An 18,172-nucleotide genomic window follows, 5' to 3' on the forward strand; every position below is an offset into this window, starting at 1 on the left:
GACGGGGTTAGCGTTCGCCCGTCAGGATTTTCAGCTCCGACTGCGCCAGCCGGTAATTCAACTGGGCGGCCAATAAATCAGCCTGCGCTTTCGCCAATTGCGACTGCGTGGTCAGGATGTCGGCCTGGAGGTTAAGCCCGGCGGCTTTGCGGTCATTCTGAACTTTCAGTTCTTCCGTACGGTATTGAACGGCCCGTTGCGCGACGTTGATCAAAGCCGTTGCCTGATTGATTTTGCGGTACGCTTTTTCGATGTCGTTGTTGACCTGCTCCTGCGTGTTGGCAATGTTTTCCTGCGCCTGCTGCCGTAAGAAATTACGTTGGTTGAGCACCTGCTTATTGGCAAATAAATCCTGAATGTTCCATTTGAAATTGACACCGGCAAACGGATTGTGCGTCGGGAACAGCAAATTACCGACCTGATACGTATAACCGGCCACCAGACCCACATCGGGGCGGTAGCTTTGCTGAGCGGCTTTGATAGCCAGTTCGGCTTTGTCGCGGCCCAGCGTGGCCAGTTTCAGATCGACGTTATTTTTGCTGGCCGTGGCTTTGGCTTCTTCCGGATTGGCCGTGGGGAGGGTCGTCAGATCAACGCCCTCCAACGTAACCTGATCCGCCGTTAAACCCGTCAGGTGTTTCAAATCCGCCGTATAGTCCTCAATCTGGATGTTCAGCTTCAAGAGATTCTGCTCTTCGTCGGCAATGCTGGCCTGCAATCCGGCCTTGCTGGCGTCGATGGTTTTGCCCGACAGCAGGGCGCTTTCCACATCATACAGTTTGAGTTTGGCCAGTTCGAGCTTCGCGGTGGCTTCCTCTTTCTGCTTCTGCGTAATCAGCATACCGTAATACAACCGCTCGACACCCTGCCGGATCTGGAGGGCCACTTTCACCTGTTCCTGCTCCGAAATCTGCACGTCGGTCTGGTCGATGGCGAGACCGGTTTTGATTTTCCCCAACTGGGTCAGCGGTTGGTAGGCCGTAGCCCCCGCGTTGAACGTGTTATGTTGTCCCAGATTGAACGTTTTCGCTTCGTTCGGCAGCGGAACCACGGTCGTCTGATTCACCGGAAGTGCGCCAAACGACCCTTGCGGAATGACCAGTTGCCCCAGATTGACGTTATACTGGTACGTCGAATTAACCGTTACAGACGGGTATTTCCGGGTTTCGTCCTCCCGGACTTTGGCCCGTTTTTCGGCTACCTGCAATTTTTTAATGGTCAGCGAACGGTTGTTCTGCAAGGCTAGGTCGACGGCTTTTTGCAAACTCAACGGTTCGGACTGCTGCGCGTGGGCCAGCGTTGTCGCCATCACCAGCAGAAGGATGGCGATATTATTTTTAAGGCTGTTAGATTTCATGGTGTGCGGGTTGACTCGCTACGACTTGATTATCTTTTTTATCACTCGGCTTTACCCAGGCGATGTACAAAACCGGTACGGTGAGGAGCGCCATAATCATGGACCAGACCACCCCGACGGCAATCACACTGGCCAGCGGACTCCACATCGGCGAACCGGACAGAATCATGGGAAGTACCCCAATCGCGGCTGCCATGGCGGTCAGGAAGATGGGACGCAGACGGCGCTTGCCTGATTCGATGGCCGCCGTCCGGATGTCCATACCGTGCCGCAACAGCTCGTTGGTATGATCGACGAGAATAATGGCGTTCCGGACGACAATCCCCGACAGGCTAATCAGACCGACAAAAGCCGTAAATCCGAAGTTGTTGCCCGTGATGTACAGCCCGAACAGAGCACCGAATAAACTCAGCGGAATGGTGAGCATGACAATCGTGGCTTCTTTCAGGTTGCGGAACTGGAACAGCAGGATAAAGAAAATCAGCACCAGGCTAATGACGAGGACCGTAATCATCTGGCTGAAGGTTTCCTGCTTATTGGCGTATTCTCCGCCGTACTCGATGCGGTATCCCGCCGGAAGTTGAATCTTGGCAATGTCGGGCTGAATTTCTTTTAGCAATTCAGCGGCCAGTACGCCGTGGCGGGTTTCGCTCTGCACGGTCAGCGTCCGAACCCCGTTGCGGTGCATGATCTTGCCGGTTTGCCATTCGGGTTGAATAGCGGCAATCTGACGCAGCGGCACGCGGGCCTGGGTAACCGGCGATTCGAGATAGGTATTCTGTAAATCGTTGGTGGTCTGGCGGTTTTGCTCGTTCAGGCGCAGGACAATATCAATACCGTTATTGCCTTCATACAGCGTCGTAACCGGCGCTCCGCTAAACCCGGTATACACCATTTGGGCAATGCTGGACGTGGTGAATCCCAGGCGGTTGGCTTCGTCTTTCAGCTGAATGCTGATGCCGTAGTAGTCTTCCCGGAAATCGTTGCGAACCAGCGCACTGCCGGGCGCTTTTTTGACAATATCCTGCACTTGCTGACCGATCTGTTTTAGGCGGTTAAGATCCTCGCCCACAATCCGGACTTCGACGGGCGCTTTCAGGGGCTGGCCCTGCTGCATCAGTTTCACCTGCGGCATTCCTTCGGGAATCAGTTGCGCTACCTGATGCGCCAGTTCTTCTGACAAGGCTTCGGTCGTTTGCTCCGTGGTGGTGTTTACCAGAATCTGGGCGTAATTGCTGACGGGCACTTCCGGCGAAAAGTTGTAGTAAAACCGGGGGGCGCTGGTGCCGACAAACGTGGCAAACGACGTCACCCGCTCATCGTTCCGAATCAGGCTTTCCACCTTCTGAATGGCTTTTTCGGTTTTTTCCAGCTTGGTACCCGTGGGCATCCAGAGTTCAACGACAAACTGGTTCCGCTCGGCGGCCGGGAAAAACTTCTGACGCACTCCGCCGAAATACAGCAGGCCCGCCAGCACAATGGTAATCAGGCTGACGCCCACAATCGGGACCGGGTGTTTAACCGACCATTCCAGGGCTGTGTTATAACCGTTCTGCATCCGGTCGAGCAGCGAAAATTTCTTTTTGGGATTGGCTTCGGCACTCGGATCGTGCAAACCTTTTTTGATGAATGTGTAACACAGCAACGGGGTCAGCACCATCGCGACGATGAACGAAGCCGCCAGGGCAATCGCTACCGTCCACGGCAGGGCGTTGATGAATTCGCCGACCGCGCCGGTCAGCAGCACCATTGGCATGAAGGAGGCAATGATGGTCACCGTAGCGGCCAGCACCGGAATCACCAGGTCACTTGCGCTGCGCCAGGCCGCCGTCCAGCGGTCCATTCCTTCATCGAGCAGTTCGACGTAATTATCGGCAATCACAATGGCGTCGTCCACCACCATGCCCAGCACCACAATCAGGGCCGCCAGCGAAACCTGGTGGAGTTCGATGCTAAACGCGTGCATCAGGGCAAACGTGACGGCCACCGTCATCGGAATCGCCATCGCGGCCACGGCGGCAATCCGGAACGGTAACAGCAGAATGACGACAATGACTACCGAGAATATGGCCAGGAAAAACTCCCCGATGAAGTGCGACACGTTGGCGTCGACCATCTGCGGCTGGTTCACAATTGTGCTCAGTTTGACGTTGGCCGGTAATAAGTTGGCTACCTCCGCAATCTTCTGGTTTACTTCCTCCCCGAACTGCACAATGTTATTGCCTTCGTGCATCTGGACGGTCAGCATCATGGCCTTGTGCCCGTTGACGCTGATTTTGCTCGTCGGCTCGGCATACTCCCGGCGGACGGTGGCGACATCGCCCAGCCGCACAATCGCACCCGATTTCGACGCCCCGACAATCTGGTTCGCAATTTCTTTTTCGGTATTGTAATAGCCGCTCGTGTACAGGGGCGTTTTACTGTTTTCGGTTTTCAGATCCCCGGTCGCGCCAATCGTGTTCTGCGATTGCAGGAGCTTTACGACCTGCTGAAGGTTAACGCCGTACTGCGACAGTTTTTCGGAGTTGGACGAAACCGTAATCTGTTCCTTCTGCTCCCCGACGCGCTTGATTTTCGAAACCGCCTTGATGGTTCGCAGGTTGTCTTCCAGCTTTTGGGTGTAGTCTTTCAATTGCGCGTAACTGGCCTCATCGCTTTCGATGCCAATGACGAGTGCTTCCGTATCACCAAAGTCGGAGTTGACAATCGGTCCACGGACGCCCTGCGGTAAATCCAGCGTTTTGACCACCAGCAACTGGTGGCGCAATTTGCTCCAGAATACATCCGGGTTTTTGACGTTTTCGCCCAGTTCGACGTTGACGACTACCATACCGTCCTGTGTGGTCGAGTAGGTTTTGTCTTTCCGTACTTCCTCGAACTGAAACAGGTATTGTTCCAGTTTTTTCGTGACCTGATCTTCCACCTGGGCCGAATTCGCACCGGGGTAGTAGGCCAGCACCAGCCCCTGACGAACCGTAATTTTCGGATCTTCCCGGCGCGGCATGGTCAGCAACGAGTGGACGCCCACCGCGAAGAGCAGCAGCAACACCGACAGGGTGACCTGTTTGTATTTTAAAGATGCCTGAACAAAATTCATCGCTGTGGTTATTTAGTGAGTGAAATCAGAGCGCCGTCGCTGAGTTTTTGCTGACCGCCGGTCACTACGACCTCGTTGGCGTTGAGGCCCGACGTAATTTCGATCTGATTGTTAATGAGTTGCCCGACGCTGATTTTGCGTTTGAAGGCTTTCTGCTGGCCCGAATCGACCACAAAAACGTAGCTCTGATTGTCCAGATCGTGCAGAACGGCTTCGGCGGGGAGCGCCAGCATCTCGGCTTTCTGGTTGGACGCCAGCTTCACTTCGGCGATCATGCCGGGGCGGATGAGCTGTTTGGGGTTTTTCAACTGAATTTTGACGGTAAAGGCGCGCGAACTGGCATCAGCCGCCGAACCCACTTCGGTGACTTTCCCCGTAAATGTCTCGTTAAGGGAAGAGACCAGCACCGTAGCCAATTGGCCCAGCTTGATGTTGTGCAGTTCACTTTCAGGAATAAAGGCGTTGACATTCACGGTATTGATGTCCGAAATGACAAACAGCGGGGTACCAACGCCCGTGATCTCGCCCACTTCGGCCAGCTTTTTCAGCATAACACCACCAATGGGCGCGTATAATTTGGTGTCAGAAAGGTTCTTAGCCTGTAGTTTCTGCTGCGCTTTGGCCTGTTGCAGTCCGAAGTTGACTTTGGCAAAATCGCTTTCGCTGAGGCTGTTGCGGTCGCGCATGAGTTTCAGACGGTTAAATTCGTCGGTAACCTGATTCACCTGCACATCGGCCATTTCCTTGGCAATACCGTAGTTGGTGGGGTCGAGGCTGGCCAGCAGTTGACCTTTGCGAACAAACTGACCTTCGTCGGCGGCAATGAAATTAATCTTGCCCGCTACCATAAAACCCAGCCGAACGGTTTTGCTGCCTTCAATATTACCGCTAATGGAAATGTCGCGGTTGGAATTGATCTTGCTTATCTGCGCCGTAACCACCGGAATAGCTGTTTCGGGCGCGTCCGTTGGGGTAGTTTTCGGCTGGCAACCGCCCAGAAACAGGCTGGCTGTCAGGAAGAGATAGAGTTTGTTGCGTCTCATTGTGTGGTTGGTGATGATTAGAATGACACTGCAAAATTCGGCGGTTCGAAGGGCCTTTCTTTTCATCTATCTTAAAAAATGCAGGAAGCCGGCGACTTTTTTGACGTCCGGAAAAAGCGGTGGCCTGACCCGAAAAACCGCTTTTTCCGGAAGGCTATCGATGCTGTAAAAAGGATGGGAGTAGCCAATTAATCGACGGTTCCGCTTGGCTATAACGGTTTTAGGGAGGAACGTACGGTGTCGATGCGTATGCGTTTTATTTTACCGCTGCGCCCGGATAACGCTGAGCGTTTGCTGCGTAATACCCAGGTAGGAAGCAATATGACCCAGCGGTGCGCGCAGCAGAATATCGGGGTACGTTTCGAGCATAATCCGGTAACGTTCCTGGGCGGTTTGGAACTGTAGGGCATAAAACCGGTCCGAAAAAGCCTTCAGCACATCGATCAAAAGCAGCCGCATCAGTTTTTCCAGGGCGTCGGACTGCTCGATGTATTTTTCCAGGTCGGAGTAGTGGATGGAACGGACAACGCTGTGTTCCAGTAACTCCATGCCGTAGGGCGAACTGTTGTTGTAAAAAATGCTTTCGATGGGCATAGCAAAGGCATTTTCGGCAAAAAAGAAATGCGTTATATCCTTGCCTTCGTCTTTCAGGTAATAGGTGCGGGCCAGCCCTTTTTCGATGAAAAAAACCTTCTGGGAGCGGTTATTCGGTTGAAGTAATTTATGGTGTTTGGGATACTGTTCCCGTTTGAAGGCCTGGTCCAGTACGGTTTCCAGGTCCGGCGAAAGCGCGACCCGCTGCTTTAAAAACGTATTGAGTTCCATCAGAAATAAATAGGGAAAGCAACCCCGACTAAGTTTTAGATCGGCTAGCGTAAACGTATCAGAGCGCAAGTAAAAGAAAAACCGTTAGGTGGCAAACGGGCCGACGGGCTGGTATCCGGAAGAGCCTGATTTTTCCGTTTGGATGGGCGGACAGGGCATTGCAAATATGTTCGGTATTTCGTATCTTTATAACCCTTTTCGGGGATTTAACTCCTTGATGTTCACGAACCCCGGCGGGTTGTACGCCAGAGGAACAAAACGCTATGAGACGCACAAAATTTAACCCGAATCAATTTCAGATCGACTTTCTGGCTGCGTTTCGGCGTATGCTTGTTAGTCTGGGGGATTCTCAGAACATACTCGTCAACGAGACGATTTTTGTCAGGCTAAGCGATCAGTGGGAAAACAACCAGCAGTTACCCGCCGACCTGCTGTTTCAGAAAAGCCCGGTTGAAGCGGTGGTGTACCGGTTATCAAAAACCGATGACCGGCTGCAATTTCCGGAAGAAATCATTGCGGGCGATCTACGCGGTGTGCCGGGCCTGTCTGGTTTTGCCGCTAAATTCCGGGAGCAGGGCTGGGTGATTTTGCCTCATGAGCTATCCGGGGCTTTTAAGCAGCTTTATCTGCACATTCTGACGGCCGCTATTGGTCTGGATCATTTGTATTCCAATCGCAGCGAACTGCTGGTAGAAGCCGAGAAAGTGGCGCTGGCCGCTTTGTTGCCCGAATCCGAAATCCGGAGTTTCTTTGGGGTCCGGCTGTCGCGTTTCCCGGATAGTTTCCGGATGGATGTTTCCAACTACTTTAATTTACCGTTCGAATCCGTGCTGAAACGCGCCCATCAACTGGAAATCATCTCGGATACGGTACTGGAAGACGCTAAAAATGACTCCATCCGCGCCAACCGCCGGTCGCAGGTCAAGAAGGTAGCTTAAATCCGGTTTAGCGAGCTAGTTGGATTGAGGTTGTTAAGTGATTGGATTTTTTAAAGAAATTAGGGCTTTTTCAAAAACTTTTAGTGCCATTCGTTGCAAATCGCAGAATGGCACTCTTTTTTTGTGTTATAAACTACTAAGTCAATAGATTTTAAATACTATAAATCCGTATAGTCTATCTAGAGAAGTAGTTATTGATAGTTTCTAAAAGCCCATGAAAAAATCAGTACAGCGTCTTACGTATACCGTCTTACCACTTCGGCAACGGCCCGGTCTGGCTGTTTCTCAGGCAGCCAAAACACCCGGTGCTATGAACGGTCGGTGCTGCTGACGTTTATTTATTCCTGCCGTTAGCCTCTTCATCGTCAGACCTATAAGACCCCATTGTAATCATCTCTACCAAACAGAATCAATACCAAAACAACCACAATGAGACACGTTTTCACAATCGTTTTTTGGATAGGAGTGGTGCTTATGCCCGCAGTCCTATTTGCTCAGAATCCCCCCGTCATCAACTCGACCATTTCTGGAAAAGTACTTGATTCCCGCACCAGCGAACCCCTGATTGGGGCCACGGTATCCATCAAGGGAACGACCAACGGCGCTGCAACGGACGCAAACGGTGACTTCAGCCTGATCACAGGCCAACGGTTACCATTCACGCTGATCGTATCCTACATAGGCTACCTTAAAAAGGAAGTTTTAATTAATGAAAGCGGAGTCGAGATCAAACTGGATGCGAACACAACCCAACTGGAGGACGTCGTGATTTCTTCCCGTCGTCGGCAGGAAGCCGCTCAGGAAGTGCCGATTCCTATTTCGGTGGTCGGTGGACAACGAGCCGAAGACGCCGGTGCTTTCAATGTAAACCGTCTCAAGGAACTGGTGCCTACGGTCCAGTTGTATGCTTCCAACGCCCGCAATACCACGCTGAACATTCGCGGACTGGGATCTACCTACGGACTGACCAACGACGGTGTTGACCCGGGCGTGGGTTTCTACGTAGACGGTGTTTACTACGCGCGTCCGGCAGCCACGGCGCTCGATTTTATCGACATCGAACGCGTTGAGGTCCTGCGCGGGCCACAGGGAACGCTTTTCGGAAAAAATACCACCGCCGGAGCGTTCAACATTACGACGCGGGCGGCTAGTTTCACGCCCGGTGCCAATTTTGAATTGAGTTATGGCAATTACGGTTTTATTCAGGCAAAAGGATCGCTGACAGGACCATTGAGCAAAAAACTGGCCGCCCGGGTTTCCTTCACCGGCACCCAGCGGAACGGCTTGTTTTACAACGCGCATACCCAGTTGCCGATCAACGACGTCAATAACATCGGTGTCAGAGGACAGTTTTTGTACACACCCAGCGATAACGTGCAAATCACGGTAATCGGCGATGTTTCTGACCAGAAGCCCACGGGGTACGGCTGGCCGGTTGCGGGCGTGGTTCCGACCAAGCGGGCCGCTTATCGCCAGTTCAATGCCATTATTGCTGATTTGGGCTACACGCTTCCCTATAAGAGCGCGTTCGAGCGGATTGTGGATCTGGATACGCCTTCGAAGGCAGATAACCAGTTGGGCGGTGTTTCGGTCAATGCCGATATCAAAATCGGGAACGGAACGCTGACGGCTACCTCGGCCTGGCGTTACTGGATCTGGACGCCTTTAAATGACCGCGATTACATCGGTTTGCCGGTCTTTACGATCTCTTCCGGTAACTCGAAGCACGATCAGTGGTCGCAGGAAATCCGCTATTCCGGCAGAGTTTCTTCGAAATTGAGTGGGGTAGTGGGTGTATTCGGCCTTTGGCAGGACCTGAAATCCGACCCGGTGCAGACGGAAGAAGCCGGTTCGGCCCAGTGGCGGTTTGCCCAGAGTTCCACCAGTGCGCTCTGGAAAACGCCCGGTTTATTCGATAACTTTGGCATCCGCACTTCCAACGAAATCAAGAGCACGAGTCTGGCCGTGTTTGCACAGGCCGACTGGGCGGTAACCGACCGGCTGCATATTTTACCGGGCGTGCGCTATAACTACGACAAAAAGGTGGTAGACTACAGCCGCGTGACCTATGGTGGGTTGCAAACTACCGACCCGGCCCTGATTGCCCTCAAAAACGGTGTTTATACCAATCAGGCTTTTAACACGGACTATGCGCAGGGAAATTTCTCAGGGCAGGTGTCTGTACAGTATAAAGCCAATGCCAGTGCGAATGCCTATGCTACGTATTCTGTTGGTTATAAGCCCATTGGTGTAAATGTGGGCGGCTTGCCAACAGCCGGCGGACAGGTGTTGATTGATCTGGCCAACGTGAAACCCGAATACGTGGATCACAAGGAAGTTGGGGTGAAAACCAGGCCGTCGCGCAATTCGGTATTGAACCTGACCGTCTATCGTTCGGATATCAAAGATTATCAAACCCAGGTACAGACGCCGGAGCCGGGCGTAAACCGGGGCTATCTGGCCAATGCGGAAAAAGTGCGGGTGCAGGGGATCGAGGTCGACGGTAATATTCGCTTTCCTAACCTGAGTCTGAATGCCGCTATGGCTTATACCGACGGTAAATATGTGCGGTTTACGAATGCGCCCGTGCCCCTGGAAGAAGTGGGAGGAGAGCAGGCTTTCAAGGACATTTCGGGCGGTCGGCTGCCCGGTATCTCCAAATGGTCGGGCTCAGTAGGGGGCGAAGTAACCACCAAAGGAACCTTCATTGGCCTCAAGGGAAATTACTTTCTGGGCATTGATGAGTTTTTCCGGTCGGAGTTCTCCTCCAGTCCATCGCCTTCGCAATATCTGAATATTGACGGGTATGCACTGACCAATGCCCGGCTGGGTTTCCGGGCATCGAACGGGCTTACGTTTTTCGTATGGGGCCGAAACGTCTTCAATAAGGATTACTATGAGCAGCTTCTGGCCGCTCCCGGAAGCTACGGGCAATATGCCGGTATTGTGGGTGACCCGCGTACCTACGGCGTAACCGTACGGTTTACGTACTAAAAGAATGAAGAGTTATGAGTGAAGAGTGGGCCGCCCGGCGGTGGGCTGACGCATTTAACTCTTCACTCATAATTCTTAACTCCTAACTCCCTATTGGCTCCATTCGGTTGGGGTACGGTCCCAGCGGTGGCCTTTCAATTGCTGAATCAGTTCGGGGGATAAGCCTTTGGCGTCGCTGGCGGCCATGTTGGCTTCCACGTTCCGGAGTTTACGCATACCGGGAATCGTCGTGGCAACGTCCGGATTGCTCAGAATGAAGCGCAGGGCCATTTCAGGCATCGTCATGTCGGCCGGAATCAACGACTTTAGGGCTTCAGCGTGGTCGACGCTGGCGTTGAGGTTTTCCGGTACGAAATACGTCGAGCGCCAGTCATCCGCCGGGAAAGTAGTCTCCTTGGTTAGTGTTCCGGTCAGGGTGCCTTCGTCGAACGGAACGCGGGCAATGACGCCGATGTTCAGTTCGCGGCAAAGCGGAAACAGATTATCTTCCGGAGCCTGATCGAAAATGTTGTAGATCACCTGCACCCCGTCGATCAGGTTCGTCCGCAGTGTGTTCAGACAATTGTCGGGTTCCCAGCGGTTTACCGAAAGCCCCCAGGCCTGCACTTTACCTTCTTTGGTCAGCTTCGTAATGGCTTCTTTCCACTCGTCGCGGTCGGCCCAGCCGTCTTCCCAGACGTGAAACTGCTGGAGGTCAATGGTTTCAACACCCAGGTTTTTCAAACTTTTTTCGGTGTACTCAACAATATACTCCGCCGGGAAAACATCGTCCAGCGAAAACTCCGGTTTAGACGGCCACTTGCGGTTTTTGGGTGGAATTTTGGTGGCGACGTACAACCGTTTGTCGCTGTAGCGTTTCAGCAAATCGCCCAGAATCCGCTCGCTCAGTCCCTCCCCGTAGCCCCAGGCCGTATCGAAGAAATTGCAGCCCAGTTCGACGGAGCGGTTCAGCGCCTGATCGACCTCCTCCCGCTCGGAGCCCGTCCACCCGGCCAGCCCCCACATGCCGTAACCGATGTCACTCACCTGCCAGCCAGTTCGGCCAAACGTACGGTATTGCATAATCAATTAAGAATTAAGAGTTATGAATTAAGAATTTAATACGCCTTTCGATAAAATCGCAGGCGGCTTTTTCAGAGCGGTTATTTTTGTCGCGCAAGATTTAACTCTTAATTCTTAACTCCTAACTCTTCACTAATATTATGTTGGTTCGTATTGTGCGGATGGCTTTTCAGGAAGGGAAAACCGATGATTTCCGGGCTATTTTTGATGCGTCGAAGCAAAGGATTCGGGCGTTTCCGGGTTGTCTGCACCTCGAATTGCTCCGGGATCTCGACCAGCCGACGGTTTATGTTACCTACAGCCATTGGGAGTCGCCGGAAGCGTTGGAGCAATACCGTCGTTCTGATCTTTTCAGAGCCACCTGGGCAGCTACCAAAGTGCTGTTCGCCGACCGGCCAACGGCCTTTTCGATGGAAACCATAGAAACGGCTGGTCATTGAAGGACAAGACCACCGAAGGTCATCCTATTTTTCCTCGTTAACCCCAAACAGCGCCCGGAGTTCGGTTGCGTCATGCGGTTTCATTCGTCCCGCCAGCACCAGCCGCAGTTGCCGACGGCGGAGCGCACTTTTAAATAATTCGTGCTCTTCGTCGGTTTCGGGCGTAACCGGCGGTACTTCAATAGGGCGTCCGTTCTGATCAACGGCAACGAAGGTGTAAAAAGCCCGGTTGGTCATGACGCGTGTTCCGGCCGGAATGTCTTCCGCCCATACTTGAATATTTACCTCCATCGACGAATTGAAGCCGCGCGTGACCTTGGACTGCATCGTTACGATATTACCGAGTTTGATGGGTTCCGAAAACGAAACGTTGTCGACCGAAGCCGTAACGACGATGCGATTGGAGTGCTTTTGAGCGGCAATCGCGGCACAAATATCCATCCAGTGCAGAAGCCGACCGCCCATCAGGTTGTTCAGCGTATTGGTATCGTTTGGCAAGACCATCTCGGTCATGGTGGTCAGCGACTCACGGGCAAATTTGGGTTGGGGCATAGTGGATGATCGGAACAAAAGAAACTACCTCATGCAGTTGCTAAGCTACGGCTTTTCCGGCTTTGTCAACGGTCTTTCTCTTTTTTACGGGCTTCTTTGCGGGCTTCACGTTTCTGCTGGCGTTCCTCTTTGCGGGCTTCGCGTCGTTCTTTGCGTTCGGCTTTCTTTTCGGCGCGTTTTTCCTTGTAATCCTGTTTCAGATTCTGAACCGCATCTTTAAAGGTGACGGTATTATCAAATTCGGCGGTAAATGCTTTAACGTATGCATTACGCAATACACCGATAATGATGGGCCAGACTTCGGTTTCGGTATTCTCAACGGTTCCCTGTATCGGTATGCGGGTGGCTACCTGATCCAGTTTATGATTTTTGAGAATGGCCTGACCGCCTTCGGCCAGTAATTCCGTAAAAAAGCGGCCAACGGTGCGTTTTTCGCCGGGTTCCTTGAACTTGAAAATCTTCATGTCCTTGGTCAGTGGTTTAAAATAACCCACAAATTTACCGTCGTACATGGCCATCTCGCTGATCACGCTTACCGTTCCTTTCTCGAAATCAACATTACCGTATTCCCGGGCCAGATCGTTGAGTTTGACCAATTGCAGGTTGTTGAAACTGAGGTTATAATTGAAGTCCGGAAACACTTTCAGCAAATTCATTCCCGCTTGAAACTTCATCGTACCGCCCCAGCCCGGCACATCGCCCGAAGCCGTAACGGGAGAAGGCAGACGGCTTTGGTTATCCTCGACGTTCCGAATGTTCCGAATATCCACCGCCACTTTCTCCAGTGAAAGATTGGTCTTGGTGGCCTCGAAGAGATTGAGCAGATCGACTTTGCCGCCATACACCGCAAACCGGTTGATCTGAATGGGCAATAAATCTTTCACCAGCTTGGTCCAGTCAAGTTCTTCACCGGTTTGGCTGGCCTGTTCGCTATCGCTAAACGAAAAATTAAGTTCGGGTTGGTAACATTCCACTTCCCCAACCAGCGAGCCCTTGAACAGAGATTCCCACTCAACCGAAAGGTCAGTTTTAGGAATGTACAGGAACGGCTCCTTAATTTTTCCGTTGATTTTGCGGATTCGCAGGTCTTCAATCTGGTATGCTCCCCGGATCAGGGCAATATTGACATCTTCGACATGGCCCGTATAAGAGCCCATGTCGGCCAGCATTTTATTGAGGTAGCGTAAAACAATGTACGGCAGCAGCAATCTGGCGACGATCAACAAGACAACCAGCGCCAGGACAATTTTTGTGGATCGTTTCAAAGCAACAAGGGTTAATGCTGCTTATAAAACCAAAAAATGGCGCAAGGGTTATAAGTTCCCACGGACCGGGCTACGTCGGCTTTAGTCCGTGGGGACGAGAATTACCGGCGGGCGGGTGAGAATTTGCGGCCCTCGAGGGTTGCGTATTTAAAATCGGACGGACCGCTGAAAACTGTGTCTTCAAAGCTGGAAGTACGCGGTAAATGAGTGTATTTGAAATCGGCCATACCATTGAAACGCGAGTTCTGGAAGCTGGCGCCCTCGTTGAACTTGGTATACTTGAAATCCGCATACTCTTCGAAACGGGCTTTGCGGAAGGCGATATCTTCTTTGAAGGCGGTGTATTTAAAGTTAGCCAATGCTCCGAATCGAACATCACTAAAATCAACGGCTGCCCGGAATTTGGCGTATTTGAAATTAGCTTCTTTGCGGAAACTGGAGCCGGTATACACGGCACGTTGTTTAAAATCCGAGTATTTAAATTCCGATTCCCGCTCAAACGTGCAGTTTTCGAAGGTTACGGCTTCGTTAAAATGGGTAGCGTACAGGATGCCGTTGCCTTTCAAGCGGATGGGTTCGGGGTTTTTATAAGCCAGAAAAGCGCCTTTGAAGGTGCAGTTCCGGAATGTGACGGGTGTTTCAACGGTACTTTCATACGCTTCAGTTTCCGCCCAGCGGTTGTTGCTCACCCGTTTTTTGTTGGCCAGCTCCGTCAAATCAAGGTCGCCGGTGATGATTGTGTTTTCATAAGAAACCGTTTCGCGACGGTTGATTTTATCCAGAATTTCTTTGGCAGCAACCGTGCGTTGTGCCCAGGAGGGTAGTAGAGAGGTTGCAACCAGCAGCAGGGCCGTTAGTAGTGTTTTCATTTGGGAGAGGATCTAATTTTCAATAATGATGACAACCACCCCGAAAAGGTTGCATGACCGGTTACAGACTGACCTGATTTGTTTTTAAGTAATTGGTTAGCTTTTCGTTATCCTAGAAATAAAAACGCCCTGATTTGCGTCAGGGCGTTTTTGTTATTGGTAATTGATTTTAGGAGTTTTACGGAATCCAGATCGCTTTTTCGTAAGCGGTGCTGTAATCCAGTTCTTCCAGCGGTACAAACTCAGCGAATTTTCCGGCTTCGTCCAGCCGGATGGCGTACCAAAGCCCCGTGGCATCACGGAGCAGAAGCCGGTACCCGTAGAGCGGGTGGTAGGTATGACCATCGGTGCGGTGGTCCCAGCCCGTCTGAAGTTCAATAGCGAAGGCAACTTGCGCCAACGCTTCGTCGATGTAAGCCATCAAGCTGCCAAAACCGTCCAGTTCTTCGATCCAGATAACCAGTCCGTCGGTTCCCCAATCAAATAAGGGATGCAACGCAGACCGTTCGGCAGGAATTGTTATCACTGTCTTGTCTGTCATCATTGTATATAGCTAAAACGCTGGTTATAAAATCGTTGTTCCTTTGGGTGCGTTTTTTTCAGCTAGTTTACGATGCCTGCCGTAGCCAGGGCGTAGCATTCTGCTGTTGTTCGTTCCATTTGCGAAGCCAGAAACGGTATTTCTTCCGACCATACTCTACAAAATCCGGAATCGACGTAGCCTCAATGGCAAAAAGCCGGTGTGGTTTTTGCTTCTGAACCCCAATCAGGACAAACCGAATCTGACGCGTTTGGTCCCACTCCCGGCTGTCGGCGTGGCGCAGGCCGTCGATGTAGAAAGCCGCCTGCCGGTCGTAATCATAGTCGTAACAACTTTGCAGGAACTGGCTTTGTGTTCGGGCCGAGGTTGTTTTAAAATCCAGAATGAGCGCATTGCGGCTTTTAGGACTGGTGTAGACCATATCCAGTCGCGCCTTGCAGGCCAGTTCGGTCAGCGGGTCGGTAAAAAGAATCACCCGTTCGCGTTCTGATTTCCGGAGGTAACGACGGCAGAACGAATCGCGTCGGACTTGTTCCGTCAGTTGCTCCAGCCGGCCTGATTCAATCGGTTTCAAGTCGGGCAGTAGCTGCTCGATAATTCCGCCCACACTTTCGGGTTCCAGCAGATGCGAATGGAAGGCCCGGCCGAATTGTAGCGCCCGTTGTCCAATAAATCGGTTGGTTCCCAGAAACTCTTCTTTCAAACGGGTCAGATCGGAATTTGAGACGCGTGGAATGGAGCGGTAGTCGATGAGTTCGGTAATCATAACGGGATTGCTTTTCATGAAATACAACAAGTAATCAGCCAGCGTTTAGGGAGGTGCGTTGCTGCGTCTGCCAAACGCTGGCCAGCGATGATTTACTAATTCAGCACATGGATTCCGTTGCCGGTCAGCAGCTCTTCACCGGGGTTATTAAACGGGTTGTAATAATTGTAAGCTGTTTTAATGGTAGCAATGTCCGTCAGAGTTTCCTGGCGGAAAATTTTGGTGGACTGTCCGAAAGCCTTCAGTTTTTTTGTCTGCTCGGGATCGGCCAGTTTGTAACTAAAATTGGCGACGTAGTAAACACCCTTCGGCTGAATTTTCGTATTTTCTTTCCGCTCGGCGGTGGCCGTCACCACCACATCGGCCAGTGTCAGGTCATCATAAAACAGGGGTTCGATCAGCCGAAAGATGTTATCGACCGAGTAGCCATGGAACAAAATGGCCGAAACGCAGTTTTTTTCGTCGATGAAAAAAAAATCGGCCCAATTTTTGGTGCCCATGTTTAAAATATTATCAGTAAAGATGCGCCAGGCAATTGGCTGAAAAGTCAGGGTTTGGCCATTCGTGGACCCACCCAGTTTTTCGGTTCCATTAATGTTAAAAATGCCTTCTTTAGCGTCAAAACGGTATTGGCGGGGGTGTCCTTCCAGATATTTAAACGGACCGATGGTTGAATTACTAACGGCTTCATCTGTCGCTTTGCTAACATTCTGATAAAGTTTCACTTCCAAACCATTTTGATTTGTTGCGCCGGTGTTGTTTTTTTGTGTGTTCATTAGTATTTGTTGTTTACTGTTCGGACAGGGGGACCGCTATGCGATCCCTTTTGCCTTTTTATAGGGCTTATATTTAACTTTAAATATACATACTTTTATGTATAATACAAAATCATACACAAAAAGATTGCAGGAAACTTATTTTAATTGATACATCCTATAAAATTCGCTTTTTTGCCTTTCTTCTTCTATTATATTCAGGGGTTGTTAAGTATACGTAGCAACCCTTGGGGAGACAGGGTATACTAAGGTGGGATAAAAAATTACATACTTTTGTGTAAGTTGTTACTGTTCTTATGCCTATTGGTGACCGTTTACAGCAACTAATTGATGCGTTGGATATCAGTGTACTGGAGTTTGCCCGGCAACTAGGTGAAAAACGGGGAGAGAAAGTGTACCACATTCTGCATGGTCGACTGAAACCGCGTTATGAAACGTTAGAGAAAATATTACAGACTTACCCCGATGTGAATGCCGACTGGCTGCTACGGGGCGAAGGGCTTATGTTTCGCACGTTGCCGCAAACGCCCCTGTCGGCGATTACGTTGGATGACCGGCTGCGAAATATGGAGTTTCTTTTGTTTCAGTTAAACGAACGTGTAGCTTTGTTGCAACAGACTAACGACTTGCTTCGGCAGGAACTCGAACAGGTTGTTCGTCAAAAAAGTCATCAATCTAATACGTTAATCACCGGTCGGATTAGCCCACAAAAGGCTGATTGAAGACAGATGGCTTCCTTTGAATCTATGTTCTCATTTTTTAAGCGTCGGCCGGAAAAGGCCACGGTTTCAGATTTTGGTTTTCTGGGTGTTGATATTCACTCGCATCTCATTCCCGGGATTGATGATGGTGTTCCCGACCTTGAAACGGCTTTAGCCTGTCTGCGGACTTTTGAAGCCTTGGGCTATAAAAAGGTAATAACAACACCGCATATAATCCGTGATTACTACCCCAACGATAGTGATATTATCCGGCGCGGTCTGGACGAACTCCGTCAGGCGATGGCCGAAACAGACCTGACCATCCAGGTCGACGTAGCGGCTGAATATCTCATTGATGATTATTTTGTTACGCAGCTTCAGGCCAACAACCTAATGACCTTTGGCCCAAACTATGTACTGGTTGAGTTATCGTTTGCCATTGCGCCCATGAATCTGGACGATATTGTCTTTCAGATTCAGACCAGAGGTTACCAGCCCATTCTAGCGCATCCCGAACGGTATTCTTATTTAAAAGACCATCCCGAACGTTTCCATAAGCTGAAAGAGCAGGGCTGTATGTTGCAGCTGAACCTTCTGTCGCTGGTTGGGCAATATGGAAGCCGGGCTCAGCAGCAAGCCAAGCAGTTGCTTGAAGAGTCGCTGATTGATTTTGTTGGCTCGGATTTACACCGGATTCGAGATGGAGAGAAACTGACGCAGCTACTTCAATCCAAAGAAATGGCCTTGCTCCAATCGCACACCTTTCTGAATTCTTCATTGCTTTAATTGCCCGTAACTTTTAAGCCTGCTATTGGCTTTTATTATTCTAGGGTCATGTTTTTATATTTATTTAAGGAGCTTTTAAGTCCGGCATAGTTTTTGTTCCTTTGTCTGTTAAATAGCGAAAAGCTTTATAAGTAATTTTCCACTCCGCACATTTTAAAAA

Annotated in this window: 16 protein-coding genes; 5 read left to right on the forward strand and 11 right to left on the reverse strand. The window is 50.9% G+C overall.

Annotated features, from left to right (window positions below):
- Positions 1-7: 7 nt before the first annotated feature.
- The 4 genes from LX87_RS03265 to LX87_RS03280 form a co-directional block, all read right to left on the reverse strand.
- Positions 8-1,357: a TolC family protein gene (locus LX87_RS03265; protein WP_111626724.1), complete on the reverse strand. Its 1,350-nt coding sequence runs from the start codon at positions 1,355-1,357 to the stop codon at positions 8-10.
- Positions 1,347-4,454, reverse strand: a complete 3,108-nt coding sequence (locus LX87_RS03270; RefSeq protein WP_111626725.1) for an efflux RND transporter permease subunit — start codon at positions 4,452-4,454, stop codon at positions 1,347-1,349. The genes LX87_RS03265 and LX87_RS03270 overlap by 11 nt, the downstream gene beginning before the upstream one ends.
- Positions 4,455-4,462: 8 nt before the next feature.
- Positions 4,463-5,497 (reverse strand): efflux RND transporter periplasmic adaptor subunit, encoded by a 1,035-nt coding sequence (locus LX87_RS03275; protein ID WP_111627465.1) that lies wholly within the window; start codon positions 5,495-5,497, stop codon positions 4,463-4,465.
- A 261-nt stretch (positions 5,498-5,758) separates the two neighbouring features.
- Positions 5,759-6,322: a Crp/Fnr family transcriptional regulator gene (locus LX87_RS03280; protein WP_111626726.1), complete on the reverse strand. Its 564-nt coding sequence runs from the start codon at positions 6,320-6,322 to the stop codon at positions 5,759-5,761.
- A gap of 263 nt (positions 6,323-6,585) precedes the next feature.
- On the opposite strand from LX87_RS03280, the gene LX87_RS03285 reads away from it, so the two are divergent.
- Both LX87_RS03285 and LX87_RS03290 read left to right on the forward strand, forming a co-directional pair.
- Positions 6,586-7,260 (forward strand): hypothetical protein, encoded by a 675-nt coding sequence (locus tag LX87_RS03285; RefSeq protein WP_111626727.1) that lies wholly within the window; start codon positions 6,586-6,588, stop codon positions 7,258-7,260.
- Between the two features lie 474 nt (positions 7,261-7,734).
- The gene (locus tag LX87_RS03290; RefSeq protein WP_229310532.1) at positions 7,735-10,254 is read left to right on the forward strand and encodes a TonB-dependent receptor; all 2,520 of its coding nucleotides are present in this window, start codon (positions 7,735-7,737) and stop codon (positions 10,252-10,254) included.
- A gap of 90 nt (positions 10,255-10,344) precedes the next feature.
- Here LX87_RS03290 and LX87_RS03295 read toward each other — a convergent pair whose 3' ends face one another.
- Positions 10,345-11,316: an aldo/keto reductase gene (locus tag LX87_RS03295; protein WP_111626729.1), complete on the reverse strand. Its 972-nt coding sequence runs from the start codon at positions 11,314-11,316 to the stop codon at positions 10,345-10,347.
- Positions 11,317-11,456: 140 nt separating this feature from the next.
- Between LX87_RS03295 and LX87_RS03300 the strand changes: the two genes are divergently transcribed.
- On the forward strand, positions 11,457-11,756 hold the full coding sequence (locus LX87_RS03300; RefSeq protein ID WP_111626730.1) for a putative quinol monooxygenase: 300 nt from the start codon (positions 11,457-11,459) through the stop codon (positions 11,754-11,756).
- Between the two features lie 24 nt (positions 11,757-11,780).
- Here LX87_RS03300 and LX87_RS03305 read toward each other — a convergent pair whose 3' ends face one another.
- From LX87_RS03305 to LX87_RS03330, 6 genes are all read right to left on the reverse strand, one after another.
- On the reverse strand, positions 11,781-12,308 hold the full coding sequence (locus LX87_RS03305; RefSeq protein ID WP_111626731.1) for an acyl-CoA thioesterase: 528 nt from the start codon (positions 12,306-12,308) through the stop codon (positions 11,781-11,783).
- Between the two features lie 65 nt (positions 12,309-12,373).
- Positions 12,374-13,573, reverse strand: a complete 1,200-nt coding sequence (locus LX87_RS03310; RefSeq protein WP_111626732.1) for a DUF748 domain-containing protein — start codon at positions 13,571-13,573, stop codon at positions 12,374-12,376.
- 101 nt (positions 13,574-13,674) lie between these two features.
- Positions 13,675-14,442, reverse strand: a complete 768-nt coding sequence (locus LX87_RS03315; protein ID WP_111626733.1) for a pentapeptide repeat-containing protein — start codon at positions 14,440-14,442, stop codon at positions 13,675-13,677.
- A 178-nt stretch (positions 14,443-14,620) separates the two neighbouring features.
- Positions 14,621-14,968 (reverse strand): hypothetical protein, encoded by a 348-nt coding sequence (locus LX87_RS03320; RefSeq protein WP_229310533.1) that lies wholly within the window; start codon positions 14,966-14,968, stop codon positions 14,621-14,623.
- Positions 14,969-15,050: 82 nt separating this feature from the next.
- A complete protein-coding gene (locus LX87_RS03325) occupies positions 15,051-15,749 on the reverse strand; it encodes a PD-(D/E)XK nuclease-like domain-containing protein (protein ID WP_111627466.1) in 699 nt (232 codons plus the stop codon).
- A 95-nt stretch (positions 15,750-15,844) separates the two neighbouring features.
- Positions 15,845-16,525 carry a hypothetical protein gene (locus LX87_RS03330; RefSeq protein ID WP_111626735.1) on the reverse strand — a complete coding sequence of 227 codons (681 nt, stop codon included), beginning with the start codon at positions 16,523-16,525 and terminating at the stop codon, positions 15,845-15,847.
- Between the two features lie 296 nt (positions 16,526-16,821).
- Here LX87_RS03330 and LX87_RS03335 point away from each other — a divergent pair, with 296 nt between their 5' ends.
- Together LX87_RS03335 and LX87_RS03340 are read left to right on the forward strand one after the other, a co-directional pair.
- Positions 16,822-17,247 (forward strand): helix-turn-helix domain-containing protein, encoded by a 426-nt coding sequence (locus LX87_RS03335; RefSeq protein WP_111626736.1) that lies wholly within the window; start codon positions 16,822-16,824, stop codon positions 17,245-17,247.
- 24 nt (positions 17,248-17,271) lie between these two features.
- The gene (locus LX87_RS03340; RefSeq protein ID WP_146624417.1) at positions 17,272-18,012 is read left to right on the forward strand and encodes a tyrosine-protein phosphatase; all 741 of its coding nucleotides are present in this window, start codon (positions 17,272-17,274) and stop codon (positions 18,010-18,012) included.
- Positions 18,013-18,172 lie beyond the last annotated feature (160 nt).

The organism is Larkinella arboricola (assembly GCF_003259745.1).
Classification (GTDB): domain Bacteria; phylum Bacteroidota; class Bacteroidia; order Cytophagales; family Spirosomataceae; genus Larkinella; species Larkinella arboricola.